This is a genomic window from Klebsiella sp. 141198 (assembly GCF_050600785.1).
GTDB lineage: Bacteria > Pseudomonadota > Gammaproteobacteria > Enterobacterales > Enterobacteriaceae > Klebsiella > Klebsiella aerogenes.
In genome coordinates, this window is sequence record NZ_JAQIRM010000003.1 from 447,531 (window position 1) to 473,783 (window position 26,253).

Genomic DNA, 26,253 nt, shown 5'->3' on the forward strand with positions numbered 1-26,253 from the left:
ATTAATCGATAAGGAAGATTTTATGATGCCTGCAAGACATCAGGGCCTTTTACGCCTGTTTATCGCCTGTGCGCTGCCGCTGCTGGCGATGCAATCCGCCGTCGCGGCGAACTGGCAACTGGAAAAAGTGGTGGAGTTAAGCCGCCACGGTATTCGCCCGCCAACGCCCGGCAATCGTGAAGCCATTGAAGCCGCGACCCAGCGTCCATGGACTGAATGGACCACCCACGATGGGGAGCTGACCGGACATGGCTATGCGGCGGTCGCCAATAAAGGGCGCGCGGAAGGGCAGCATTATCGCCAGCTTGGCCTGCTACAGGGGCAGTGTCCCAGCGCGGAGGATATTTATGTTCGCGCCAGTCCGCTACAGCGTACCCGGGCAACCGCGCAGGCGCTGGTAGATGGGGCATTTCCCGGCTGCGGCGTGGCGATTCATTATGTCAGCGGCGATGCCGATCCGCTGTTCCAGACCGACAAGTTTAGCGCGACGCAAACCGATCCCGTCCGCCAGCTGGCGGAAGTGAAGGCGAAAGCCGGCGATCTGGCTAAGCGTCGGCAGGCGTTGGCGCCGACGATCCAGTTATTAAAAGCCGCGGTTTGCCAACAGGATAAACCGTGCCCCATTTTCGATAAGCCCTGGCAGGTGGAGCAAAACCAAAGCGGTAAAACTACCATTAGCGGGCTGAGCGTGATGGCCAATATGGTTGAAACGCTGCGTCTGGGCTGGAGTGAAAACCTGCCCTTGAGCCAGTTGGCGTGGGGGAAGATTACCCGCGCCAGCCAGATCACAGCTATTCTGCCGCTGTTAACGGAAAACTACGATCTCAGTAATGACGTGCTGTACACCGCGCAAAAGCGCGGCTCGGTGCTGCTCAACGCGATGCTGGACGGAGTGAAAGCGGACGCCGCGCCGAACGTACGCTGGCTGCTGCTGGTGGCCCATGACACCAATATCGCGATGGTGCGCACGCTGATGAATTTTAGCTGGCAGTTGCCGGGCTACAGCCGGGGCAATATTCCGCCGGGCAGCAGTCTGGTTATAGAGCGCTGGCGCAACAGCAAAAATGGCGAACGTTATCTGCGCGTCTATTTCCAGGCGCAAAGCCTGGACGACCTGCGACGCCTGCAGATGCCGGAGCGTCAGCACCCGATGCTGCAACAGGAGTGGCGTCAGCCTGATTGCCAGCAGACCAGCGTGGGCACGTTATGCCCGTATCAGTCCGCGCTGGAGGCCTTAGGTAAACAGATCGATAAAAGCGCGGTACCGCCGGTGAATATGGTTCTTTAATCAGCGCAAACGCCATAATCCTTAGCGGAAATAGGATGGATTATGGCGTATTGCTTAAAAGCGTTAGTGATTCGAGTAATAATTACAGAGATATTGGTTTAATGGACGCATGGCACTAATTTACTGAGAGGAAAAATAAGCAAGCCTCCTCTGAGTTTTGTTACGTCTTTATGTAATATGCCTTGGTTTTTTGGAATTTTTAGGAAAACATTTAGGTGCGCTAAGATTGTTCACAACTCAGGAGTTGGTTACCATTTAACTTCTCAAGATAGTGCTCTGTAATAGTATAGATATTTACTTTAAAGAGTAGGGGGGTAATACTTCAATTAATAACATATTGAAGAAGTTGGTAATGGTCATATTTATTGGCGGGCTAAATTTGGTTGGTGTGATATTGGTTTTGTTGGATTTTATGCCACCATTTTCGTGGGAGTAAGTTAAAGCTAAAAAGGATTTATGCAATGGTTGAATATTATTTTGGCCATGATGGCCTCCACAATATCTCTCCTTTTGATAGACCAGCAACATGGGGAGGGCCAGGTCCGGTTGATTTTAATTTTCATGATCTAGCAAAACAATTGGACTGTTCGCGGAATTTCAATCGAGTTGGTATTATTTATTCTAATGGTGTGAGCCAATGGTTGGTAAGACCCTCCCGGCGGATTGCCAATTCGGCCCAAAGCATAGCAAGTCATGTTATTGTCACAAAGGTTTGTGATATCTCACAAGAAGGTTCCACAAAAGCTATTGTTAAGACACTTCAGGCACCATCACTGGCCACCGAAATTACATCAACGGCACTTTCATGCGGAGCGGCTGTAATCACATTAGCCCTTGCTCTTACTGGAACGGCGATACTTCCCATTACGGCTGGAGCATCGGTGCTGGTAGCCGGAGTTATTGCTGCCAGCGGCGTAGCTACCGTTGGGCAATGTTTTATCGGTGCGGGAAGATTATGGACAATAAGTAGAGGTAGGGAAGAGCGTTTAGCATGGCTTGATTCGCAGGATTGGTATCTTACTACGACTACTATCCTTGATATCATTTCTCTTGCAGGTGCCGGAGCTGGGTTAGCGAAATCTATCGAAGTGTGGAAAACGATGAAAAAAATATCTTCAGCAGAAGCTTTATCATGGCTCAGAGGCCTAAGTAGATTTGAGCGTAAGCGGCTTACTTATGAAATCATTCGTAATGAAAATCCGGGAATATCTAACTCTGGCATAAAAGCTGCTATAGAAATGGGGCGTTATCCTAAACGATTTCCATCTGAAGCATTACAACGAACTCTACAAAGGGAGTTGATGCAAGTGATTGTTAACTCATCAGCATTTGCAGGGAGCGGCATTTCCGGAACTGTTAGAAATCCACACAATCTAAAAAAAACAGGACAATATGTGATTGGGATAATACAATCCTTTTCATTAACATAAAAATTGGTTGGCATAATGATTGAGCATATCAAAAAAAGCCTTGTGTTAAATATTGATGTGGAAAAAAATCTTGCGTCAATGAGTCCCCGACAACTTGAGGTGGTTAAGCAGCGTTTGACCGAATATATAGGGGCGAGAGTTGGTGGACATACGTTCAGTATTCCAATGGTGGGCGGAATACTATTTGCTATTTTTTGCTTTGTTATGCCGCAAATTACCGTGTGGGAAATTATTTTCAGACTTAATGGATGGCCTGATTATGCTATACTGGCTGCGGCTTTTCCCTCGGGAGTTTTGTATAGCATATTGATTTGTATTCCGGGGTTTCTTACTGCACGAGGCCGGTTAATAGGTCTGAAATCTTTTTTATGTGTCATTGCTGGGACAGGAATCATTGCAATAGCATTTTTTTTATTCGCTGTTATTACTTTCATTATGGGGGGAGGTGATGATGCGGGCGATCTCATCGGTGCTATTTTAGGGGTGTTTTTTATTGCGATAGGCATCAAATGCCTCAATACGGTTATGTTCACTAAAACAATCGCATTTTACTTACTAAATCGGGTCTCCCGCCAGCAAATAAAATTGCAACACTCATCAGGTAAATATTTTGGGTGTCGATGATTGTTCATATCTACGCGTCAGTTACTATTTGAATACTCAATGCGTGACGATATCATAGTCTGGATATTGACTTTAAGAGCGCGCTGTCATTATGTATAGCTGTTAGATTATTTATCCCGGACTAGCAACGATTTTTTGAACAGCACGGGGTTGGGGTTTGCCGATGGGGATGCCGACCCCTCTTTCTTGTGGGTTTTGCTGACGTTGATGGTGATTGTGACCGTGGCGTTGAACTATCTCATCCGTAAGATTGTGTCAGGAAATAGGGTATGAAATCTATGTGAAGTTATTAAACAACGGACCTTTGCTGGCCCGTTATTTCTCCACATCATTCCCTTTTCTTCAGCTATTCACCTTCATCGCCATAATAGAGCTTGCCGATCTTAATGAGCGGTCGGCCCTGGGATTTACGGTGCAGATTGCTATCGCGCAGCGAGTAGACGCAGCCGCATTACTCCTGCTGGTAAAAGCGCTCGCGCTTGCTGATATCGATCATCCGCGAGGATCCGCCCTGTTTACGACAGTTATAATCCCAGTAGACCATGCCTGGATAATGCCCGGCGGCGCGCTCGCCGCAGTCGTTGATTTGCTGCATGTTCTTCCAGCGTGAAATTCCCAGCGAACTGCTGATAACGCTAAAGCCGTGCTCGTAGGCATAAAGCGCCGTGCGTTCGAAGCGCATATCAAAGCACATCGTGCAGCGCACGCCGCGCTCGGGTTCCCATTCCATCCCCCTGGCCCGCGCGAACCAGTTATCGGTGTCATAATCGGCATCGATAAACGGCACACCGTGTTTGTGCGCAAAACGAATATTCTCTTCCTTGCGGATTTCATACTCTTTCTGCGGGTGAATGTTGGGGTTATAGAAGAAAATGGTGTAGTCGATACCGGAGGCCTGAATCGCCTCCATCACTTCCCCGGAGCAGGGAGCGCAGCAGGAGTGGAGCAGCAGTTTATCGGCTCCGTTGGGCAACGTCAGCTGTGGGCGCTGGAACTCGGACATCAAGTCATTCCTGAAGTAAATACATCCAGCGCCAACTGTAGCATGTTGAAGGGCTGCTATCCTTCCCCAGAAATGTCAGGCCGCGCAACCTCACGCGGCGCTGAATTCATCTCAAATTAACCTCTCACGCCGAGATAGCCGTGGATCGCCATATAGATCCCCACCGCGCCGATTAGCACGCTGGAAAAGTAGGGGGCCCGACGGGCGAGCGTGTTAAAACCACTCCAGCGTTTGGCCACCTGGCGAACGCTTACCGCCGCGCCAACGCCGACGGTGACCAGCGTCAACGCCAGACCGATGCTGAAAGAGAGGACCAGCGTCGCACCTAAGGTCAGGGCTTTGAGCTGGATGCAGATAAGCAGTACGGTGATCGCCGCCGGGCAGGGGATCAATCCGCCGGTCAGGCCGAACAGTAAGATCTGCCAGTTGGTGACCTCCCGGCCGTCAAAGCGACGTTGAATATCGTTCGCATGGGCCCGCTCGTGGGCGTCCTGATAGGCCTGACTTCCTTCCTCAAGGCCGTCCAGTTCATGATGATGATGTTCATGAAACGCCAGATCATAATCGTGGGTATGGCGCTGGTGGCCGAGCGTCAGGCGTACGTTAAAGTCATGCGGTTCCGGGATGGTCTGCGCGGATTCTAAATAATCGCCTTTATCAACAAAAGAGAACATCTGCGCGAAGCTGCTCCCGCTGCGCCGTGTCGCCAGTGAGACATCGCCAGCGGCCCATCGGGTGCCACTTAGCGTGCGTATGCGCCAGCGCGGCGGTTCTCCTTCTTCGAAGATGGAAAGGGCGATTTTACCGTGGCCGGTGTCGACGATTTGCGTTTCATCATCATGATGATGCGCATCCCGATCCTGCATGGCCTGCAGCCAGTTACGTTCACCGCGCCAGGTGCGTCAGAACATCCATATTGCGGTACCGAGAATGATGAACGCGGAAAGCAGCTGCAGCCAGGGTTCAGCCGCTTCGGCGGTAAATTTCTGGCTAAAATACATGCCGCCAAAGGCGATCAGCCAGACGATGGCGGTATGCGAAAGGGTCGCGGCGAGGCCCAGCATCACCGCCTGACGTACCGTGCCTTTAATGGCGATGATGAACGCCGCCATCATGGTCTTTGAATGGCCCGGTTCCAGGCCATGTAGCGCGCCTAACAGAATGGCGCTGGGAATGAAAAACCAGGCATTGCCCTGCTGAAGTAAAGGTAAGAATTCGTTCATAAGAAGAGAGTAGGTTGTCGTTGGTGAACGGGATTCTACTCCCCCCCAGTATAAGATACTACCCCCCAGTAGATTGCAAACCTATAATTGAGGCATTGAGTTCGCCAGTGAGGTTAACGTGTCGCATACGATTCGGGATAAAAAGAAGCTGCAGGCCAGAGCCAGCAAGATTGAGGGGCAGGTGAGCGCGCTGAAAAAGATGCTGGATGAGCCGCACGAATGCGCCGCCGTGCTGCAGCAAATTGCCGCTATTCGCGGAGCGGTAAACGGGCTAATGCGTGAAGTGATCAAGGGCCATCTGACGGAGCATATCGTTCATGAAGGCGATGAAGTGAAACGTGAAGAGGATTTGGACGTGGTGCTGAAGGTGCTGGATTCCTATATCAAATAGCGGCCACGGATAGCGCCGGCGGCGACAGACGCGCCGCCGGCTTCAGCATTAGCTGTGTTTGTTTTTCATCTCAAAACGCGGTGATACCAGGCCGTACAGCGTCCAGCCCATAAAGGTCACAATCGCGCCGTAGAGCATCGCCTCTTCGCCGGAGGAGTACAGCGCATAGAAGCTGTATACCGCACCGATAAAGGCAATCACGTTGGTGGATCGCGCTTTGCCCGGTTCCACATTGGCCATTTTCTGGATAATCGCCAGCGCGGCCATCGACAGAATGTACGGGATGATGTTAGTCACCACCGCCAGGTTAACCAGCACGTTGAACTGATTACTCAACGACGGGCTAATGGTCATCAGCGACAAGCCGGTTTGCAGGATAACGATGGTCAGCATCCCCTGAATCGGCGCGCCGGAAGCCGAGACGCGGGAGAAGATTTTCGGGAAGTAACCTTCGTCAGACGATGATTTAAAGACCTGCGCGATGGTGAACTGCCAGCCAAGCAGCGAACCGCAGCAGGACATCACCATCAGCCCCATAATCACTTTACCTACGCCTGGCGTGAACATCTGGGCAAACGCCAGGCCAAACGGCGCCGTGGAGTTAGCCAGATCCATGTTTGGCACGATCCCGGCGATGACGTTGGTCGAAACGATATAGATAACCGCCGCGCCGAGGGTACCGCCGAGTACGGCGATCGGCACGTTACGTTCCGGGTTTTCGACCACATCGGTGTTGGCGCAAGCGGATTCCAGACCGAGGAAGGCCCACAGCGTCATGGCGATTGACGAACCAACGGCGCCGAAGAACGGTACGTGGTGCGGGTTCCAGGACTCGACGTACATCGTCGGGCTAAACCAGAACCAGCCGATAACGCACAGGCCGACAACCGGAATGATGACCCCCCATACGGTGATGCTACTGATCTGGCCGGTAATGCGCGCGCCGCCGAAGTTGGCTACGGTACAGATCCACAGCACCCCGATAGTCGCCAGGCCAATCTGTACCGGTGACAGGGTGGCGCCGAACAGCTCGGTGCCATAACCCACCGCGGAGATAGCGATGGCGACGTTGGCGATCAGCAGCGAGACGCCGTAGGTATAGTTGGCCATAAAGTTGCCAGACTTGCCGAACGCGTACTCGGCGTAACCGCCCATCCCGCCTGATTTACGGCTAAACATCCCGCATTTGGCGAAGGCCCACGCCAGCGCCATCGATCCTACCGCCGTCACCAGCCAGGAGATGATGGAGATAGTCCCCACCTCCGCCAGCTTGGTGGGCAGCATGATGATGCCGGAGCCCATCATGTTGACCATGGTTAAGATGGTGAGCTGTACCACTCCCATCTTGTTACTGGATTTGCTCATACAGTTTCCCCTTTCAGCAGCGCGCTTTGTTTCTCGCTTTCCGCGATGACATAGCACCAGACCTGTTTACGGCCATCGTGCTCCTGGATATAAACCCCCTGCAGTTCCGGCGCGAAGCCCGGCAGCAGGTTGATCCCTTCTTCCAGTGCGGTGAAGTACTGCAGCACTGCGCCGCCCCAGACTTCGCCCGGGACTACGCACAGCACTCCCGGCGGGTAAGGCAGGGCGCCTTCAGCGGCCACGCGGCCTTCGGCTTGCGGCAACGGCACCAAATCGACCTGGCCGCGCAGATAGGCGTAGTTAGCCTCTTGCGGGTTCATCACCACCCGTGGGAAGTGATCTTTACGGAACATCTCTTTTTGCAGCTGTTTGACGTTGTGACGGGCGTACAGGTCATGCATTTCCTGACACAGCTGGCGCAGGGTATAACCGGCATAACGCTCTTTGTGCTGGCTGTAGATAGACGGCAGAACCTCCTGCAGCGGCGCATCGGCGTCGAGCAGCTTATCGAAGCGCGCCAGCAGGGCGACCAGCTGCTGCAGTTTGGCCATATCTTCCGCCGGGGTCAGCAGGAACAGAATGGAGTTAAGATCGCATTTTTCCGGTACCACGCCGTTTTCACGCAGGAAGTTGGCGAGAATGGTGGCCGGTACGCCGAAGGCGTCATATTCGCCGCTGGCGGTATTGATCCCCGGGGTGGTCAGCAGAAGTTTGCACGGATCGACAAAGTACTGATGCTCGGCATAACCGTCAAAGGCGTGCCAGCGTTCGCCTGGGCCAAACTCGAAGAAGCGCAGGTCAACGGCGATTTGCGCGGTTTCATATGACTGCCATGGTTTACCATCGACCATTTTTGGCACAAACGGACGGATGTGCTTACAGCTTTCAAGGATCAGCTTACGCGCCTTGATGCCGTTCATGACGCAGTCCATCCACATGTTGCGGCCGCTTTCGCCTTCATGCATTTTGGCGTTGATATCCAGCGCGGCAAACAGCGGATAGAACGGGCTGGTGGAGGCGTGCATCATAAAGGCGTTATTCAGACGTTTATGCGGAACATAGCGCTGTTGCCCTTTGATATGGCTGTCTTTTTTATGGATTTGCGAGGTCTGGGAGAAACCGGCCTGCTGTTTGTGCACCGACTGGGTTACCAGAATGCCCGGATCGTTTTCATTCAGCTCCAGCAGCAGCGGCGAACAATCAGCCATCATCGGAATGAACTGTTCATAGCCGACCCACGCGGAGTCAAACAGGATGTAATCGCACAGATGACCAATTTTATCGACCACCTGACGAGCGTTATAAATGGTGCCGTCGTAGGTACCTAACTGGATCACCGCCAGGCGGAACGGGCGGGCATCCTGTTTCCGATTCGGCGCCACTTCACCGACCAGCTCGCGCAGGTAGCGCTCCTCGAAGCAGTGGGCGTCGATACCGCCGATAAAACCGTACGGGTTACGCGCGGTTTCCAGATAGACCGGTGTCGCCCCGGCTTGCAGCAGCGCGCCATGGTGGTTGGATTTATGGTTGTTACGGTCGAACAGTACCAGGTCGCCCGGCGTCAGCAGCGCGTTGAGCACCACTTTGTTAGAAGAGGAGGTGCCGTTGAGCACGAAGTAGGTTTTATCGGCGTTAAAGACTTTTGCCGCATGCTGTTGGGCAATGCATGGCGCCCCTTCGTGGATCAGCAGGTCACCCATGGCGACGTCGGCGTTGCACAGGTCGGAGCGGAACAGCGTCTCGCCGAAATACTCGACGAACTGATTACCGGCCGGATGACGGCGGAAGAATTCCCCCCCCTGATGCCCCGGGCAGTCAAAGGCGCTGTTGCCCTGTTTAACGTAATCGACCAGCGCGCTAAAGAACGGCGGACGCAGTTCGGTTTCATATTTATGCGCAGCGGCTTCCAGCTGGCGGCCGTAAAAGTCGTTGCGGGTTTCGTCGTGTTCAAATACCCCCTGCACCGAAGCCATATATTCGGCTGGGACAACTTCTTCTTTATTAATAGCGATAAATACCGGGATGTTATAGCCGGTAGCCTTTAACTCATCGAGTTTACCGCATTCGATATCTTCCAGGGTTAATACTACCGCGGCCACATCAATAAAGTTGGTTTCGCTAGTATTGACAATATTACGCTGGGTAGAAAAACAGTTTGGACATGTACGGCTAACGGCAATTTTTAAATCAGTCATTGTTATCTCTTTATTTTCAGATAATAGCAGGCCCTCAATTTCTCGAATGAGAAATTGATTACGCCGGACAAAAGGTAATAGTCTGCCGCTGATATAATAAATATCAGTAGAGTACCTTTTGAGATGCAATAAACCCTACCAGTCCGGTGGCTGGTAAATAGCAGGATTTATTAGGGCGAGCGCGGTTAGCTACAGGCGAATGCCTGTATTAACAACAAAAGATGCAGGAAGACCTGTATGCTGAAGCGCCCGTAGTCGGAAGACTACCGGGCATTAAAGAAATGAAAATCGAAGCTGTTACGGTGAGCAAACATCATAATATGCGTTGTCCGCCTTATGTGTGGCATCATCCTGTTATTGTTTTCCATGATATACACCTTTCAAATGATTGACTGAAGGTATGGCATATTCTATATCCGGCTTAGACTTAATCTGTGACGCCGATCACTAATAGCCTCTCATTATGATATCAATAGCTGGTATTTTGATCTTATCCAACATTATTCACTGGTTTGTTGTTTATATGTAAATATATTGTATTGCAATGTAGTTAAAATGAATAATGGCCGGTTAATCATTGCGTTATTTCAGCCATATGACGGAAATATGTCGTATACTCGGGGCTTTCTGACTTCTACCCTCTTAACATTATGTTTATTAAGGATTAAGAGGTTCCTGTAGTACGAAAGAACGCTGTCAATCATTATCCCTTTATTGCCAACATAAAATCTGGGAAAAGAGAGCCTGGTCGAGTTTTCATCTAAAAGATATCGCTCAGGGGCTAGACAAAACCACCGTCTGGTTATCAAATGGTTAAATAAAATTAACGCCTGTGTGAATGATAGGCAGGTAGAAAAAATGGTCAATACGCTTTTCGGCATGACAAAGCGCTAAGATCGCCTTATTGGGAGAAGTTATGCATTCCTCTGTTAACAAAAATGAAAGCCGGACCTTCTTTGGTCACCCTTACCCTCTGGGATCGCTGTTCTTCACCGAAATGTGGGAGCGATTCTCGTTTTATGGCATTCGCCCGTTATTAATCCTGTTCATGGCGGCCACCGTCTATGACGGCGGTATGGGCTTAGCCCGTGAGAACGCGTCGGCCATCGTCGGCATCTTCGCGGGCGCCATGTACCTGGCGGCGCTGCCGGGCGGCTGGTTGGCGGACAACTGGCTCGGCCAGCAGAAAGCGGTGTGGTACGGCTCGATTCTGATCGCGCTGGGCCATCTGTCGATTGCGCTGTCAGCGTTTATGGGCAACAACCTGTTCTTTATCGGGCTGATGTTTATCGTGCTCGGTTCCGGCCTGTTTAAAACTTGCATCTCGGTGATGGTCGGTACGCTGTATAAGAAAGGCGATAGCCGTCGCGATGGCGGTTTCTCGCTGTTCTATATGGGTATCAATATGGGGTCGTTTATCGCGCCGCTGATTTCCGGCTGGCTGATTAAATCCCACGGCTGGCACTGGGGCTTCGGCATCGGTGGTATCGGTATGCTGGTGGCGCTGGTGATTTTCCGCCTTTTCGCGGTCCCGGCAATGAAACGCTACGACAGCGAAGTGGGTCTCGACTCCACCTGGAATAGTCCCGTCGCGAAGAAAAACGGCGTTGGCGCCTGGCTGCTGGCGCTGGCGGTCGGCGTGGCGGTGGTGATTACGCTGATTGCTCAGGGGGTGATAGTCATTAACCCGGTGGTGGTCGCCAGCATGCTGGTGTACGTGATTGCCGCGTCGGTGGTGCTCTATTTCATCTACCTGTTTGTTTTTGCGGGGCTTAACCGTAAAGAGCGCGCGCGTCTGCTGGTCTGCTTTATTCTGCTGGTTTCCGCCGCCTTCTTCTGGTCAGCCTTCGAGCAGAAACCGACTTCGTTTAACCTGTTTGCTAACGACTACACCAACCGCATGATCGGCGATTTCGAAATCCCGGCGGTATGGTTCCAGTCGATTAACGCCCTGTTTATCATCCTGCTGGCGCCGGTATTTAGCTGGGCATGGCCGGCAATGGCGCGCAAAAACGTGCGCCCGAGCAGCATTACCAAGTTTGTTATCGGGATTCTGTGCGCGGCGGCGGGCTTCGGCCTGATGATGCTGGCGGCGCAGAACGTGCTGAGCAACGGCGGCGCCGGCGTATCGCCGCTGTGGCTGGTGGGCAGCATTCTGATGCTGACGCTGGGCGAACTGTGTCTGAGCCCGATAGGCCTGGCAACTATGACCCTACTGGCGCCGGAAAGAATGCGCGGCCAGATGATGGGGCTGTGGTTCTGCGCCAGCGCGCTGGGTAACCTGGCGGCGGGGCTGATTGGCGGCCACGTGAAGGCCGACCAGCTGGATATGCTGCCGGATCTGTTCGCCCGCTGCTCGACGGCGCTGCTGATCTGCGCCGCGGTGTTGTGCGTGCTAATTGTGCCGGTGCGCCGTATGCTGGAGAACAGCAAATCCGTCGAGCAAAAACCGGCGACCAATGCCTGATTGCGCAAGCGGTCAATGAAAAGCCGGCGCTGAGCGCCGGCTTTTTTATAGTAAGCAGAGTATGGAAACGGTAGCCCGGATAAGGCGTAAGCCGCTATCCGGGGATTTCCCTGCTCGCGATGCGCTGGCTTACGGTTCTTCGGAACCCACCGCCGGACCGCGATAATCGCCGCCGAGGGCCTTAATCAGCGTGATATCGGTGCTAAGGCGCTGGGCCTGGATATCCAGCAAAAACAGCTGCTGGGCGATGGCCGGTCGCCGCGCTTCTTGTGCGGCATAGCGGCTTAACAGGCCGCGCTGGTGATGGGCGCTGGCGCTGCGGGTGGTGGCCATCGCCGCCGTCACCTTCAGCTCCTGCAGCGCCACCTGCTGGTTGAGATCGTTAAGCTGACTGGAGCTTATCGCCACGTCCCGTACCGCATCCAGCACCGCCTGGTTGTACTGCTTAATCAGGATATTGCTCGCCGTACGTACCGACTTCAGATTGGCGTTCAGGCGGCCGCCATCGAATATCGGCAAATACAGCCCCGGCAGCAGGTTAATCTGCTGGAAGGACGACTTAAACAGATCGCCGACGCTCAGCGCGTTATATCCCCAGAAGGCTTTAATATCAAAATGCGGATAAAAGGCCGCTTTCGCCGCATCGACCTGGCTCATAGAAGCGGTCACATAACCGCGCAGGGCCTGCAGATCCGGGCGACGCGCCAGCAATTCGAAGGAGAGTGAATCCGGCAGCGTTTCCTGCAACGCCGGCAGAGCGACCGGGTGGATCTCCGGCATACTCTGCGCGTCGGCGCCAATTAGCGCCCGCAACGTTTCGCGGTACTGGGTCAGCGTGCCGCGGGCGGTAATCACCTGCTGCTGCGCGCCAAGCAGTTCCGCCTGCGCATTGGCGATATCGACGCTATCCTCCACGCCGCGCTGGGTGCGGTGTTCATGCGCCTGTACCGACAGCCGCGCAATTTCTTCTAGCTGCTGGAGCAGAACGATCTTCTGGAAGGTAGCCTGCATGGCGAAGTACAGCTGCGCCACGCTGCTGGCAAGGTCCAGTTCGATACCGGCGGTTTCCGCCTGGCGAGCGTTCTTTTCGCCAATAGCCGCCGCGACGCGGGCCCGGTCGGCGCCCCATAAATCGATATTCAGCGTCGCGCCGACGCCCACGGTATTGAGCGTGTACCACGGGCCGTTTTTATCCACCGGCAGAGAATAGGAGTAGGGCCAGCTAAAGGATTTATCGGTTATACGCATCCGGTTCTGCGCCGCCACGGCGGTCGCCTGCACGCCCATTGCCGACTGCGCCAGCTCGACGGTGGATTGTGACTGTGAGATGCGTAGCCGCGCCGCCTGCATGGTCGGCGAGTTTTGCAGCGCGCGGTTTACCAGCATATTGAGCTGGGGATCGTGATACCCCTCCCACCAGCGGGCCGCCGGCCAGCCGCTATTCGCCAGGTGGATCACCTGCGCCAGCTGCGCCTGTTGCGGATTAACAATGGGCACTTCGCCAGGATCGTCCTGAATCAGCGCGCATCCTGTCAACAGAGTCATGGCGAGAGCCAGCGGTGAGTAGCGCAGCAAACGTGCTACGGCGTCCATTTTTATCATGACGGTTCTGCCTGTCGCGTAAATTCAGAAGGTTTGTCTGACCAGTCCGGCAGGGTGGCCAGTAAAGCGGTCAGCGGTGCGCCGAATGGATTCGCCGGATCGGCAGCCGGCGGCGCAACAAGTGCCGTCGGCTGCTGACGTTCAATATCATCGGCATACGCCTGTAACTGTTCGGCACAGCGGCTTAAGAAGGGATCTCCCGGCGCGGCGTACAGCCGGTAGCCCTCGCTCAGGCGGACTATCTCCTGCGCCTGCTGCCAGGTGGCTTTGCTCGGCCAGGATTTCGCCTGCGGCCACGGATGCGCAAAAGTGCCCAGCGGCTCGGCGGCGACCCGATGCAGCAGCGTTTCGCTGGTGGTCAGCGCCTGGAACAGCGGCACCATCTGCGGCTTATCATCTTTTGTGCGCAGGAAGTCGGCTATCTGGCGATAGAGTTGCGCCAGCCGCGATTTCAGCTGCGGCGCTTCGCTATCCGGCCATAGATAAAGATGGACGATCGACGAGACCAGTACACCGAGCAAAATACCGATGACGCGGTCGCGCAGTTCCGTCAGGTTGGTCAGTGGACCAAACCAGCTGAGGAATGCCAGCGAGAAGGTAAAGCCGATTTGGATCCCGGCGTAGGCAATACGCTCTGAGCCGGCGGCAATCCACGCCGAGAGCGCCATTACCGGCAGAACCATCGCCAGCAGGCCGACGATGGACTCGGTCCACGGTTGTACGAAGACGATCAACAATAGCGCCAGCAGCGTGGCGAGCAGCGCGCCGCCGATACGCAGCCAGGTTTTTTGCATCGTCGCCCCCAGCCCCGGCTGGGCGACAATCACGCAGCTCAGCATGATGGTGTGGATCCCTTGCCAGTCCGCGGCGGTATAGAAGACGTAGCACAGCAGCGTCGCCAGCAGGGTTTTCAGGGCGAAATGCAGATAAGCGGGATTGTGCCAGGCATCCGGCAGCAGCAGCGGCGACTTCTCGGCTTCACCCTGCGGCAGGTCGATGGCTTCACCGCGCGCCAGTTTCGCCAGCACATCAGCCATCTCTTGTAAAATCCGCGTATTGGCGCCGCGATCATCAATGGCCGGCGCGGAGAATGAAAACGGCGTACCCTCGTTCATCGAGGGCGCCAGCGCCTGTAACGCGGTGGCTATCTGCTGGCGCGCCGCGGCGCGATCGTCGCCCGGTTGCAGCAGCGCCGCGAGGTGATAGCAGCGCAGGGTGGTCGCCATCAGCGCCTGCCAGCGCGCCGGATCGGCGGCAATTTCCGGCGCCGCAAAGCGCGCCTGCTTAAACAATCCTTGCAACTGATTAAAACGCCCGGCGATCTCTTTGAAGGTCGGCGGCGCGGCGTTTAGCGTCAGCACGTCGGCGACCTGCCGCTGCATCACCACCAACTGAGCGCGGAATTGATAGCCGGGAAAGGCCTGGCGAAAGCAGGCGTTGACCAGGAGCGTGACCAGCGTTGCGGTATTGATCGCCACCCAAAGCCACAGCAGCAGGCGCACCAGAACTTCACTTTGGCTGGTCATTGACGGGAAGGTCTGGGCATAAATCACCGCCAGCGCCACCACGAAAAACGCCAGCCCGAGTTTGCCCAGCACGCGCATCAGATACATCGCGCCAAAGAACAGGCATACCGAAGCGACCAGGCGAATCAGCGGGAAATCATAGGTCCACTTGATGATCAGCAGCACCAGCCCCAGCGCCACGCTGATGGTGACAAAAAACAGGACGCTGCCCAGCTTAATCATCAGGATGTTCGGCTGACTGACGTAAAACACCACGATCAGCGCTACGGCGAGAAACGGGATCTGCAGGGTCATAAACAGGGTGATCAGCACCGCGCAGCTCAGCGTCAGGCGCAGGGTATAGTTGGCCCGCCCCGGCGCGTCGGCGAGTTCCCGTTGCAGAAACAACCAGAAGTTATGCATGCCGGACCCTTATTTCGCCTGCAGCACGGCGCTGGCGGAGGCGCCCATGCGGAACAGTTCCGGGTCGGGATCTTTCACCGCGATTTTGACCGGGAAGCGCTGCGACACATGTACCCAGTTGATGCTCTTCTGAATCACCGGCAACCCGCCAATGACGCTACCGCCCTCCGGCAGTACGCCTGAACCAACGGAATCGACGACGCCGTCAAAGGGGCGGCTGTGGTTGGTCATCACCGTCACGGTTGCCGGCACGCCAGGCCGAACGTTTTGCAGATCGGTTTCGCGGAAGTTCGCAATCACGTACCAGTGGTCGTTATCCAGCAGCGTGAAGACCGGTTTCAGGGCGGAAGCATATTGTCCGACGGTGGTTTTCAGGGCGATGACTACGCCGTTAAACGGCGCGCGAACTTCGGTGAACTCCAGGTGCAGTTCCGCAAGGGCGATTTGCGCGACGATCCCGGCGCGCTGCGCGACCATCGCATCGACGCCGGTGACCGCGGCATCAGCCTGTTTGGCCTGCAGCAGCGTGGCTTCCAGTTCGGCGCGGGCGGCTTTTTCCGCGGTGCGCGCCTGATCGAGATCTTCCTGCGCGGCGAATCCCTGCGGCACCAGCGGTTCCAGGCGGATACGGGTCGAGGTGGTCTGTTTCACCAGCGCCTTCGCACGCTCTACCGCGGCGCTCACTGATTGGGCGTTATACTGCTGGGCTTTAATGGTGCGCTGGGTCAGCATAATCTGCGCATCAAGCGCCGCCAGCCGTGATTTGGCATCGTCCAGCATCGCCTGATAGGGGCGCGGATCGATGCGGAACAGCAGATCGCCTTTCTTCACCCGCTGGTTATCGCGGATCGGCATTTCAACGATTCGCCCGCTGACTTCCGGCACCACGTCGATGGTGTCGGCGTAGACGTAGGCGTCGTTGGTTTCCGGCGAAGTCTGTAACTGCCAGATAACCACGATCAGCGCCACAATGGCGGCGAGGACGAGAGCCAACAAGGGCCATTTTTTCCGTAAAACGCTTGGGCTGGATTGAGTCATAGGTATTTAATGTGCGAAAAGAAGAAACCACAGAATAGTGGCAAATAGAAACATTAACGCCAGGTAACTTAATACCAGCGGGGAAAAGCGCGCCTGCCAGCCTTTACGGGCAATCAAGATATGGCAAGGGATCAGCAGTAATGCGCCGCCTAAAAAGCAGAAGAACCAGCCGGGGAATGCTGCGCCTAATACCGGTATGGCGGGGGATAAAGAGCAACCGGAGACCGCCAAAAGAAGTAATAACAATGCCGGGCGCGCCCGTTTTACAATTTGCTTCAAAGGAAGATACCTGAATGTTCATGCCATTGAACAATTGAGTTTATTCGTTGTTGACGAAATAAACCCTCAATATACTCGTCATACTTCAAGTTGCATGTGCGTTGGCATTCCTCGCTCACCCCAGTCACTTACTGGAGTAAGCTCCTGGGGATTCTCTGCGTCGCCGCCTTCCTGCAACTCGAATTATTTAGAGTATACACCGCCTAAATTATAGCGCTGATGGTTTGCTTAGCCGAGTTATGGTTATCCTCTGATAATAGTTTAATTTCGCGTAGGTATTAAAAAGTCGCTTTATCATTAGCGAAATAATTGAAATAGGGCGTTTCTCATTTCTCCATAGTCAGCGGCTATGCCGCGAGCTATTCTTAGGTAAGTACAATAAAAATACTGAGGCAATGTCATGGATAAAGAACTACTGGAAGCGGGCTACCGGGCCTATACCGGCGAGAAGATAGATGTCTATTTCAATACCGATATCTGTCAGCACTCGGGTAACTGCGTGCGCGGCAGCGCGAAGCTGTTCAATCTTAAACGTAAACCGTGGATCATCCCCGATCAGGTGGATGTGGCGACGGTGGTCAAAGTGATCGATACCTGTCCCAGCGGCGCATTGAAGTATCGCCACAAATAAGCGAGGAAATGATGGAAATTCTGGAAGGCCACAACAAGTTCTACGTTAATGACGCCGAGGGAAACCAGGTGGCGGAAATTGTCTTTGTTCCAACCGGTGAACATCTGAGCATTATTGAGCATACCGATGTCGATCCCAGCCTGAAAGGCCAGGGCGTGGGTAAACAGCTGGTAGCGAAAGTGGTCGAGAAAATGCGCCAGGAACAACGCAAAATCATTCCGCTGTGCCCGTTTGCCAAACACGAATTCGATAACACCCGCGAGTACGACGACATTCGCGCCTGAAATACGGCGCCGGCTGTGGCTGGCGCCGTGCTGCGATCACCCGGCCAACCGGCAGGTGGCATGATCCGGTAAAAAGCGCTGAATGATCTCTCCCAGATGCTCGCGAGTGACCGGTGGTGAGAACAGATACCCCTGGAAACGATCGACCCCCAGCGCTTTTAGCTGATTAAATTTCTCCAGACTATCCACTCCCTCGGCAATACAGCGGCTCTGCGTCAGCTGGCAGTAGTAGACCAGGCTTTTAATCAGCACCAGTGCGTGCGGGTCGCGCTGAAAATCATTGACGATACTCATATCCAGCTTGTAGCCGCTAAAACGCGCCGTGCGCACAGGGAACATGACGCTGCTGTGCGAGAAGCAGTCGTCGAGAAAGATGCGAAAGCCTTGCTGCTGAATATTGCTCATATTCGCTACCGCTTTTCCTTGCTGCTGTAAATCGACGGTTTCAGCAAATTCCAGCACCAGCCGGTCGGCCCACAGTGGGTTCTGCAGTTGTTGCCAGGCGGTTTCCATCATACGGGCAAGATTATCGTGATAGGCGATACAGGGAGGGATATTGACCGAAAAATAGAACTCGCCCTGATAGCGATTGATATTCTGCACCGCTTCCTGCAGGACAAAGGCGGTCAGTAATAGCCAGGCGTATTCGGAGTGGATATGCGGTAGAAACTCGCCCGGTGGCAGTACCACGCCATCTTTGCGCCAGCGCGATAATATCTCGATGCCCTGCAGGCGTATGCGGTCGTCGACAATCGGCTGAAAGACCGGAAAGATCTGCCGTCCATGAATGGCATGAATAAACTCACGTTCGAAGGGAGTCAGCGCAGTGATGCTCTGACCGGCAACGCGTTTGCTTCGGCTGCCCGGAAACCGGCTCGCCAGATGCGGATGATACTCCACCATCTTATTTAGTCCTGAGGTTCTTTGGTTGTAGAGCGTTTTCTGACTAACGCCGCGGATTTGCGCCTGACTGGTGATGCTGTGGCCATACAGCAGGGCGAGGGTGGCGTTAAGTTCGATTTTGCTTAAGCCCGACGGCGGCTTGCCGCGCGCCAGTGCCTCGATGGTAGAAAGCTGTTGCAGGGCGGGGTAGCCGACCAGGCCGCCTTTCAGCAATGCCGCCAGACGGCGGCAGGGTAGATCGGAGGAGACCGCCTGTACGGCGGCCAGCAGGCGGCGGTCGCCGACCTGGTGCAGTAAGGTTTGCCACAGCCACGGCGCCGGGCTGCGGCTTAAGATCACCATAGGCAAAGGTCGTTTGGCCTGGTTGAGTAACCAGGCGGCTTCGCGCAGGACGAACAGTAGCCACCAGGGATCGTCGGGCAGAAAAACCACGATTTGCCGGACGTCGGCTGGCGCAGATATCGACAGCATGGTCTGCATCCGCGGCTGTAGCCACACAGGCTGGCGGCAACCGTCGTCGACCATGCGGGCTAATCCCGCCGCCGCCATGGCGCAGGGCGACAGGATGTAGTCTGTCGTCGCCTGCGGGATATCGGCTTTACTGGTAGACAAACGTCACCCCAATAATCGACTGGACGTTACCCGCCGTTACCTGGCCGCTGGTGCGCGCATAGGTAGCGGTCAGCCCGAGATTCACCGGCGAAGTGCCAACTGTACCCAGTGAGACATTGCTGTTGGCCGGAACGACGGTACCGTTGCGCGTCATCTGGACGCCAATACCCTGCGCCGGCGAAGCGGAAGCGGTATTGGTGAAAATGGAGTTGGCGCTATCGGCGGTGGTGCCGGAAAGGTAATAGCCAAGATTCTGGTTTTGCGCGCAGTGGACGGTGACCGGCACCGCCATCGAACCCGGATAGTCGGGTAGGGTCACGGTCACATCGCGTGCGGAGACATCGCAACCGCCGGTCGGCACGACAACGTCGTTATTGGCGTATATATTCCACACGAACTGGAAGGAGTCGCTGTTGTAGTTGTTGGTTTGATGCAGAATCAGCACGGCAATCAGCGATCCGGCGGTAATCGCCACCCCGCCCGCGGTACTGACCGGAGTCAGATAGAGTACGGTCGGCCAGGGTTTATCGGTGGTCGAATCGTAGATTACCCGCGAGGTTTCCGTGGTGGTCGGAAACGGATAAGAGGTGCCGTTATATTTTACGGTACCGGAAAAGCTCGATAGTACGCCGCCGTAGGCGGATCCGCGCTGTAGCGTCACATAGTCGGTAATGGTTTGCGGGTAGTCGTTATGGCAGAAAATTTGCGTCGACAGGTCGACCACCAGGTTTTGCCCTACGTTGACGGCCGGGGTCAGGTTGACATAAACGTTGGCCGAGCCGCCGCCGATGGGGATAGTTGCGCCGGTGGCGGTCTTACAGGCGAAGGACCAGGCGTTAATCGACCAGCCCATCAGCAGCAGGGTGGTTAACAGAGCGATGACTTTTTTCATAAACAAACTCTCCTGACTCAGGCGTAGGTATAGGTGACGCTTATCACCGCCTGAATGGTTCCCTGGGTGGCGCCGCCGTTAACCGACAGGGCCCGAACCTGCAGCGGAAAACGCGCCGACTGCGAGCTATCGTCGACCTGAACCGACTTTTGCGCCCCGTTATTGAGCGTGGTGCCGCTGTCGTCCTGTAGTTCGAGCTGGATATTTCCTGCGGTACCCTGATTCTTGTAATAGCCGGTGCTGTCCGCGGTGCCGCTAAAGGTGGCGACGACGCGCGATGTGCCGACCGGGCAGTTGCTTAAATCAAGCGCGGTGCTGTGCCAGGCCGAAGCGGAACCCGCCGACACCAGGCTGAAGGTATAAAGATCGCCGAGGTCAACGTTGGCATTGGTCGTGGAGACCGTACACGGCTTGGCCACCACTTTGCCGTTCACCGTGATGGTGATGTCGGCGGCCTGCAGCGGGATAATGTTTAACGCCAGCGCGCCTGCCAGAAGCCATCCTGCGTAGTGTGCTTTCATCTCAGCCTCCGGTTACTGGAATTCAAGGGTAAAGGTGGCGGTAGCATAGACGTGACCGGCAGTCACCGGTACGCGGGTTGCCATCAGCCGGGCGTAAAAACCGAGGGTGTTGGTCTGCCCCGGCGTTAAGGTGGTCCAGGCGATCGACGAAGAGGGCGCGTTGACCGGCAGCATCGTCTGCTGGCCGTTGAGGATCTGCACCGCCATCCCCGCCGCCGCGGAGGCGCCGCCGTCGATTTTTAACAGGTCGTTATTGTCGCTATCCGGAGTGCCGTTAAAGCCGACTTTGACCGCCGTCACCGAACTGCCGCAGGGCGACAGCACGATACGAAACGGCACCAGCGGCGTGGTTGCGCCGACGGCGTTAAACTGCTTCGCGGCGTTATCCATCAGATCGACGGTAAACTCTTTCGATTCGGTGGCCACCGCGCAGGCGTTGTCGCGCACGTAGCCGCTGATGGTGATGGTGCTGTCCGCCGCAAAGGCGTTAGCGCAGACCAGCGTCAGGACGGCGCCGAACAGGTTAAGTGGTTTTTTCATCATCATGCGTTCCTTAACGGCACTCTGCCGATAGCTGGCTCAGCGCCTGCCGCTGACTCTCTTCCGGCAGGCGGTAGCTGGCCACGCAGCTGGCGTCCGCGCCTTCGCCCCATTTCACCTGCACGCTGCCGGCGAGCGGCATCCCGCTCAGGTAGACCTGGCCATTATCGGCCACGATACTGCCGCTCTGGTTGCTGCCTGAGGTGACCATCGCGCCAAACGGCACCGGTTTGCCGTTATGGGTCAACGTCATCAGTAACTTGACCCCGACGTGGGCTTTGAAGTCCGCCCGCACGATAGCGCCGTGGGTAGGGACGACGCTCACCACCGCGTCATCGAGATCGACGTTATCGGCAAGGGTATTGGTATCCAGCGCCACCCGGTTTTCGCGATATTCGGTGGCGTAAGGCAGTACCGCATAGCCGCGCCAGTCGGTACGTACCCCGGTCTGGTTTTCCACTTTTACATCACCGGCGCCCGGCGCTTTCACCAGCACCACGGTGTCATTCAGCGGCTGGCTCAGGGTCACGCCGTTAGCGTGGGCCAACACCCCGCCGCTGACGCCGTAGTACAGCTGTTTGAAACCGTCGCTGCGGCTGTAACCGACGTTGGCGTTGCCGTAGCCGCCGCGATAGTTCAGCGCCGCGTAGCCGGTGCCGCTGCTATCGCCTTCGCCGCCGCTGGCATAGCCGGTCTGCACGCTATAGCTCAGGTTATTGTCTTCCAGCAGGGTGCCGTAAAGTCCCGCCAGATTGGTCATCCGGCCATTAAGATCGTGCGACATGCTGTAGCTGGCGCTGGCGTGCCGCCATACCGATTTGCTGTCGGAACGCAGCCAGTGGCTGAACGGAATATTGACGTTGACCGCCAGCATCTGGTCGCGGCCCTGCTGCCAGGCGTTTTTAGTCAGGCTGTAGCTCAGCGTCCAGTTGATGTCGTCCACCGCCGCGTTGAGTCCGGCCTGCAGCTGCTGGTCCGCCTTGCCGGTCGACCAGTAGGTCTGATGACTGCCGCTCAGATAGAGCGTGGCGGTACGCCCCAACTGTTGGGTCACGCTCAGTTGCACTTTGCCGCGCTTGTTATAGGCGAGGTTGTAGTAATCGGTGAATTTCGGCTTCACCTGGATCACGCCATCCTGGGTCTGTACGTCGTAACCGCTCATCCGGCGGTAGGTAGTATCGGCAAAGCTGTAATAACCTTTAGTGGAGTAGCGATAGCCCACCAGTTGGATATTGGTGCCGACATCGCTCAGCGACTTGTTATAGAGGAAGCGAATCGACTGCCCCTGATGATCGCTGTCGTCGGGTAGGGTGGCGTTGGCCTGGGTGACATCCAGCGAGACGGCGCCGAAATCGCCCATGTTTTTCCCCACGCCGAGATTAAAGGCGCGGTAGCGGTCGGCAAGTTGCGTACCGCCATACAAAGTCCAGCCCGCAGGCAGGCCGTGTAACAGGGTGCTCTGAAAGAACTTCGGCTCTTCCTGCTGATCGTTGCCGCTGCGATATTCGCCGGCGGTCAGCGCGTACCGGGTATGCCCTTCGCGCTGCAGTACCGGCACCGTTGACCACGGCACGCTAAAGACCTGGCTGGTGCCGTCGTTTTCTTTAATCGTCACCTGCAGATCGCCGCCGTTGCCCGCAGCATAGAGATCGTTAATGGTGAACGGGCCCGGCGGGACCGTGCTCTGGTAAATCTCATAGCCGTTTTGTTTGATCGACACCTGCGCGGTGCCGCGGGCGATACCGTGGATCACCGGCGCAAAGCCCTTCTGGCTATCCGGCAGCATGTTGTCATCGCTCGCCAGCTGGGCGCCGCGGAAGTTAATGCCGTCGAAAACATCGCCGTTGGTGTAGCTGTCGCCGAGGGTCAGACGCGAGCGCAGCGGCGTGATGTCGCGCTCAAGCCAGGTGTTAACATGCTGCCATTTGTTCTCATTGCTGGAACTGCTGCCGCCGCTGCTGTAGCTCCAGGTGGTGTTATCACGCAGTCGCCAGGCGCCAAGGTTAAGGCCGCTTTGTAGATTTAAATAGGCGTAGTTGCTGCTGCCGCCGGTATCGTTATGGACGTTGTTGCCGGTGAAGTTGTAGTTCAGCAGTCCGGCGTTGATACCGTCATCCCACATTTCTGGCGGAATATAGCCGCGCGCGCGGTTGCCCATAAAGGCCTGCGGTACGGTGAGATACAGGCGCTGCTGACCGACGTCGAAGCGCGTCGTGGCATCGGTGATAAGTTCGGTCAGCGGCACGCAGGCGTCGGCGGCGAGGGCGTTCATCCCGGTCACCGCCGCGGTGTTGACCCCCATTCCGGCCAACTGCCCGCGGGTCAGACACGGGCTTAGCCCATGGCCTTTTTCGCCGCGGTTAAAAGTGACATCGCGAGTGGTCATAAAGCCGTCGTTAAGATAAATATCGACTCGGTAGGTGCCGGGCGGCACCTCTTGCCCGTTTTCGAAACCGGAAAGATCGGCCACCGCCGCAGGGTCGTCAGCCAAAAAACGCGGGTTAAAATAGAGTTCAGCCTGCGCGTGGCCCGCCTGCAGGACAAAACAGAGTGCCACGGGGAATTTCGCCATGGCTAAAATAGCGCGTGGGCGGAGCCTGGCGCTGCGGGAACCAAAACGGTCCAGTCCATATTTGAGATGTGACATAGTCCCTCCGGTCTCAATTCGCCCGGCTGTCAGTTCTTATTGTTATGCGCGGCATGGCCCGCCCGGCGGGCCAAACCTGTGTTAACGCAGCACGCCAGTCATTTTTGGGGTCAGCGCGCCGTAATCATTAATCGTGCGATAAGTTATGTTGCTACCGGCATCCGGCGGCAGCTTGACGGAGGTTTTACCCATTGGCGGCACCAGCGCGTTTTCCAGCACCCGAGTGCCGGCGTTAAGTTCGGTGACGGTCAGGTAATAAGGGGTAGGGTTAGTCAACGTTAACGACGAACCGCTGCGGCTAAAGCTCAGCTTTTCCGCCGCCTGATCCGGCGGTAGCGCCAGCTTCGCCGGGCGATAGTAGAGCTTGATGCGGCTGATAATCGCCAGTTGCAGGGTATTTTCGCTCAGCTTGGATTTATCCATCGACGGGATGGCTTTCACGTTAATCCAGAACAGGCTTTCGCGATCCTGCGGCAGTTGTTTATTGGTGGCGTCAATGATGCGCAGGGTATTTTCTTTTTTGCCCTGCATGGCAAACAGCGGCGGCGTAATCACGAAGCGGCCATCTTTGCCGCCGTCAGCGTTTTCCACCCAGGACTGAATCAGATAGGTGCTGCTGTCATCATTATTGGTTACCCCTAACTGTACCTGTTTTTGCCCGGCCGGATAGATAACCCGCGTGGCGCCGAGCGCAACGCCGGCCTGAGCCCAGGCGGAGTAACCGCTTGCGGCCATCATCAATAATCCCGCCAGTAGTCCGCGCGTCATCCCCAGTCTCTTTTTCACGTTTACCCCTTTTGTACTCACCGTTGTTTCCTGTTTCCGGATGTCTGCTGGTTAATTACTGATAGGTCAGAGAGAACCAAACTTGCGCGTTTGCCGCTCCTCCGGTGACCTGATTGCCGGTCGCCCGATATTTGGCTACAAAATGTAGCGTGGTGGGGCCGGTATACAGCCGCCGCCAGGCGCCCGGCGGGCTATTCAGCGGAATCAATTGATCTTCATTATCAAATAACGCGATGCCTACGCCGGTGGCGATACCCGGTCCTTCGCCAACCGAGAGCACATCCGGATTTTTGCCATCGGCCACGCCGCGAAACGACACGCCGACATGCTGGCTGACTGCGGTGCTGCAATCCTGAAGGTGAATATCGAATGGCACGGGGTTGGCATCTTCCCCGGCTGAATGAAAGCGATTGCTGCTGATCTGCCCCATATTGACGGTCATCTGCTGGTCGCCGGCTTCAACGCGGCAGGACTCGGCGATGATGACGCCCTGAAAACGCATGTTTCCCCCGGCGACCGTGACGTTCCAGTGGTTGCCGGCTTGCGCCAGCGGCGAAAGCAGAAACATCAGCAGACCTGTCTTCACGCCTTGCATCGTTATCACCCCAATCCCGTAGTGGATAACGGGCCATCCTGGCCCGGAATGCTTCCCTGTCTGATGTTTGAATTACTCGTATTGCACTTTGAAGGTGGCGTCTGCGTTAGCAGTACCGGCAGTAGCCGCGCCAGTGGCGTAGTAACGCGCCTGGAAAGGAATGATGTTGGTGCCGTCGTTCAGCGTGGTGGCCGCGCTGAAGGTTGCGCCATCCAGGCCCAGCGGAGTGCCGGTTTTGTCGAGGATCTGTACGCCGACGTTGGTCGCGCCGCCAGCAGCGGAGCTCTGCAGTGCCAGAACGCTGGTGTTGGTGCTATCAACCGCGGTACCGGAGAAAGCGACAGAGGCTTTGGTCGCGACAGTGGTATCACAGTCATCTAACTGAATGTTGAAACCGACTGCGGAGCTGGTGCTGCCCGCGGTAGCCAGTTTTGCCGAACGAACCTGGCCTAACTGAACGGTCTGATCGATAGAACCGGCATCGACTGCACAGGCTGCGTTGACGATTTCTCCTTTAAAATGCACTGTACCGCCATTTACCGTGGTGGTATCGGCCAAGGCCGCCGCGGAGCTCAGGGACAGAGCTGACAGAACAACGATTGCCAGTGTTTTGATTTTCATGCTGTTTTCCTTTAAACAAAATCGATATTACGAACCAAAATTGGCAGCCGTTTTGCCTTCCAGGCATTCCATAAATCAGCCGAATGGTGCGACTGCCGGTTCTGCACAGTTTTCGCCCCTACTGATGAGTCAATTGGGGCCATTTTGACTCGTCGGGATTTATGGCTTTTATTTTGTTTGTGTTGGTGTATTCTTGGATTTATATACTGATTTTTATTTATTTAATGGATTTAAAAACTACGGCTCTGCCGGGTATGGAAAAACGACGTGCTTGAGTTCAATGTTGAGAAGTGAGTGTGTGGTAGATAGTCGGAGGAGGATAAGTAAAGAAAGGTCGTTATAGAAATTAATGTAAATCAATCAGATAAGATTTTTTTTGATGAAATAT

Annotated in this window: 24 protein-coding genes and 1 pseudogene; 7 read left to right on the top strand and 18 right to left on the bottom strand. The window is 55.5% G+C overall.

Annotation, left to right across the window (positions count from 1 at the left end; all coding sequences use genetic code 11):
- The first annotated feature begins 22 nt into the window (after positions 1 to 22).
- The 3 genes from PGR10_RS12065 to PGR10_RS12075 all read left to right on the top strand — a co-directional run bounded on the left by PGR10_RS12065 (position 23) and on the right by PGR10_RS12075 (position 3,342).
- Entirely contained in the window at positions 23 to 1,288 is a 1,266-nt protein-coding gene (locus tag PGR10_RS12065; RefSeq protein WP_430923525.1) for a histidine phosphatase family protein, read from the top strand.
- A 461-nt stretch (positions 1,289 to 1,749) separates the two neighbouring features.
- The gene (locus tag PGR10_RS12070; RefSeq protein ID WP_162750119.1) at positions 1,750 to 2,718 is read left to right on the top strand and encodes a hypothetical protein; all 969 of its coding nucleotides are present in this window, start codon (positions 1,750 to 1,752) and stop codon (positions 2,716 to 2,718) included.
- Between the two features lie 15 nt (positions 2,719 to 2,733).
- Positions 2,734 to 3,342, top strand: a complete 609-nt coding sequence (locus PGR10_RS12075) for a hypothetical protein (protein ID WP_430923526.1) — start codon at positions 2,734 to 2,736, stop codon at positions 3,340 to 3,342.
- A gap of 346 nt (positions 3,343 to 3,688) precedes the next feature.
- Here PGR10_RS12075 and PGR10_RS12080 read toward each other — a convergent pair.
- The 3 genes and pseudogenes from PGR10_RS12080 to PGR10_RS12090 all read right to left on the bottom strand — a co-directional run bounded on the left by PGR10_RS12080 (position 3,689) and on the right by PGR10_RS12090 (position 5,568).
- A pseudogene (locus PGR10_RS12080) lies at positions 3,689 to 4,345 on the bottom strand (epoxyqueuosine reductase QueH).
- A gap of 116 nt (positions 4,346 to 4,461) precedes the next feature.
- Entirely contained in the window at positions 4,462 to 5,211 is a 750-nt protein-coding gene (locus tag PGR10_RS12085) for a nickel/cobalt efflux transporter (RefSeq protein WP_430923527.1), read from the bottom strand.
- 36 nt (positions 5,212 to 5,247) lie between these two features.
- Positions 5,248 to 5,568 carry a nickel/cobalt efflux transporter gene (locus tag PGR10_RS12090; RefSeq protein ID WP_430923529.1) on the bottom strand — a complete coding sequence of 107 codons (321 nt, stop codon included), beginning with the start codon at positions 5,566 to 5,568 and terminating at the stop codon, positions 5,248 to 5,250.
- A gap of 118 nt (positions 5,569 to 5,686) precedes the next feature.
- Here PGR10_RS12090 and rcnR point away from each other — a divergent pair, with 118 nt between their 5' ends.
- Positions 5,687 to 5,959, top strand: coding sequence for a Ni(II)/Co(II)-binding transcriptional repressor RcnR (gene rcnR / locus PGR10_RS12095; RefSeq protein WP_015369853.1), 273 nt, complete (start codon positions 5,687 to 5,689; stop codon positions 5,957 to 5,959).
- Between the two features lie 48 nt (positions 5,960 to 6,007).
- Here the strand turns inward: rcnR and potE are convergent, their stop codons facing one another.
- The 3 genes from potE to speFL form a co-directional block, all read right to left on the bottom strand.
- Positions 6,008 to 7,324, bottom strand: coding sequence for a putrescine-ornithine antiporter (gene potE / locus PGR10_RS12100; RefSeq protein WP_015369854.1), 1,317 nt, complete (start codon positions 7,322 to 7,324; stop codon positions 6,008 to 6,010).
- The gene (gene speF / locus PGR10_RS12105; RefSeq protein ID WP_015369855.1) at positions 7,321 to 9,519 is read right to left on the bottom strand and encodes an ornithine decarboxylase SpeF; all 2,199 of its coding nucleotides are present in this window, start codon (positions 9,517 to 9,519) and stop codon (positions 7,321 to 7,323) included. Before speF ends, potE begins: the two co-directional genes overlap by 4 nt.
- Positions 9,520 to 9,782: 263 nt before the next feature.
- Positions 9,783 to 9,887 (bottom strand): leader peptide SpeFL, encoded by a 105-nt coding sequence (gene speFL / locus PGR10_RS12110; protein ID WP_006819052.1) that lies wholly within the window; start codon positions 9,885 to 9,887, stop codon positions 9,783 to 9,785.
- A gap of 548 nt (positions 9,888 to 10,435) precedes the next feature.
- Between speFL and PGR10_RS12115 the strand changes: the two genes are divergently transcribed.
- On the top strand, positions 10,436 to 11,986 hold the full coding sequence (locus PGR10_RS12115; protein WP_213191955.1) for a peptide MFS transporter: 1,551 nt from the start codon (positions 10,436 to 10,438) through the stop codon (positions 11,984 to 11,986).
- Between the two features lie 129 nt (positions 11,987 to 12,115).
- On the opposite strand, the gene PGR10_RS12120 is transcribed toward PGR10_RS12115, so the two are convergent.
- Genes PGR10_RS12120 through PGR10_RS12135 form a run of 4 tightly spaced genes read right to left on the bottom strand, consistent with a single transcriptional unit; the run spans position 12,116 to position 16,833 of the window.
- Positions 12,116 to 13,579: an MdtP family multidrug efflux transporter outer membrane subunit gene (locus PGR10_RS12120; RefSeq protein ID WP_430923640.1), complete on the bottom strand. Its 1,464-nt coding sequence runs from the start codon at positions 13,577 to 13,579 to the stop codon at positions 12,116 to 12,118.
- A gap of 5 nt (positions 13,580 to 13,584) precedes the next feature.
- On the bottom strand, positions 13,585 to 15,516 hold the full coding sequence (locus PGR10_RS12125; protein WP_430923530.1) for an FUSC family protein: 1,932 nt from the start codon (positions 15,514 to 15,516) through the stop codon (positions 13,585 to 13,587).
- Between the two features lie 9 nt (positions 15,517 to 15,525).
- Positions 15,526 to 16,554 (bottom strand): multidrug transporter subunit MdtN, encoded by a 1,029-nt coding sequence (gene mdtN, locus PGR10_RS12130; protein ID WP_032709079.1) that lies wholly within the window; start codon positions 16,552 to 16,554, stop codon positions 15,526 to 15,528.
- 6 nt (positions 16,555 to 16,560) lie between these two features.
- Complete coding sequence (locus tag PGR10_RS12135; protein WP_015369860.1) at positions 16,561 to 16,833, bottom strand: YtcA family lipoprotein; 273 nt, start codon at positions 16,831 to 16,833, stop codon at positions 16,561 to 16,563.
- A 400-nt stretch (positions 16,834 to 17,233) separates the two neighbouring features.
- Here PGR10_RS12135 and yjdI point away from each other — a divergent pair, with 400 nt between their 5' ends.
- Positions 17,234 to 17,464: a 4Fe-4S mono-cluster protein YjdI gene (gene yjdI, locus PGR10_RS12140; RefSeq protein ID WP_015369861.1), complete on the top strand. Its 231-nt coding sequence runs from the start codon at positions 17,234 to 17,236 to the stop codon at positions 17,462 to 17,464.
- Positions 17,465 to 17,475: 11 nt separating this feature from the next.
- Positions 17,476 to 17,748 carry a GNAT family N-acetyltransferase gene (locus tag PGR10_RS12145; protein WP_015369862.1) on the top strand — a complete coding sequence of 91 codons (273 nt, stop codon included), beginning with the start codon at positions 17,476 to 17,478 and terminating at the stop codon, positions 17,746 to 17,748.
- A 36-nt stretch (positions 17,749 to 17,784) separates the two neighbouring features.
- Here the strand turns inward: PGR10_RS12145 and PGR10_RS12150 are convergent, their stop codons facing one another.
- The 8 genes from PGR10_RS12150 to fimA all read right to left on the bottom strand — a co-directional run bounded on the left by PGR10_RS12150 (position 17,785) and on the right by fimA (position 25,865).
- Positions 17,785 to 19,263, bottom strand: a complete 1,479-nt coding sequence (locus PGR10_RS12150) for an EAL domain-containing protein (RefSeq protein WP_430923531.1) — start codon at positions 19,261 to 19,263, stop codon at positions 17,785 to 17,787.
- Positions 19,250 to 20,155: a fimbrial protein gene (locus PGR10_RS12155; protein WP_087859720.1), complete on the bottom strand. Its 906-nt coding sequence runs from the start codon at positions 20,153 to 20,155 to the stop codon at positions 19,250 to 19,252. The genes PGR10_RS12150 and PGR10_RS12155 overlap by 14 nt, the downstream gene beginning before the upstream one ends.
- Before the next feature lie 17 nt (positions 20,156 to 20,172).
- On the bottom strand, positions 20,173 to 20,676 hold the full coding sequence (locus tag PGR10_RS12160) for a fimbrial protein (protein WP_087859719.1): 504 nt from the start codon (positions 20,674 to 20,676) through the stop codon (positions 20,173 to 20,175).
- A gap of 12 nt (positions 20,677 to 20,688) precedes the next feature.
- Positions 20,689 to 21,219: a fimbrial protein gene (locus tag PGR10_RS12165; protein WP_015369866.1), complete on the bottom strand. Its 531-nt coding sequence runs from the start codon at positions 21,217 to 21,219 to the stop codon at positions 20,689 to 20,691.
- A gap of 10 nt (positions 21,220 to 21,229) precedes the next feature.
- A complete protein-coding gene (locus PGR10_RS12170) occupies positions 21,230 to 23,863 on the bottom strand; it encodes a fimbrial biogenesis usher protein (protein ID WP_087859717.1) in 2,634 nt (877 codons plus the stop codon).
- Between the two features lie 81 nt (positions 23,864 to 23,944).
- Positions 23,945 to 24,631, bottom strand: a complete 687-nt coding sequence (locus tag PGR10_RS12175) for a fimbria/pilus periplasmic chaperone (RefSeq protein ID WP_183269119.1) — start codon at positions 24,629 to 24,631, stop codon at positions 23,945 to 23,947.
- A 73-nt stretch (positions 24,632 to 24,704) separates the two neighbouring features.
- A complete protein-coding gene (locus PGR10_RS12180) occupies positions 24,705 to 25,244 on the bottom strand; it encodes a fimbrial protein (protein ID WP_123273292.1) in 540 nt (179 codons plus the stop codon).
- A gap of 72 nt (positions 25,245 to 25,316) precedes the next feature.
- A complete protein-coding gene (gene fimA / locus PGR10_RS12185) occupies positions 25,317 to 25,865 on the bottom strand; it encodes a type 1 fimbrial major subunit FimA (RefSeq protein ID WP_045373910.1) in 549 nt (182 codons plus the stop codon).
- Positions 25,866 to 26,253 lie beyond the last annotated feature (388 nt).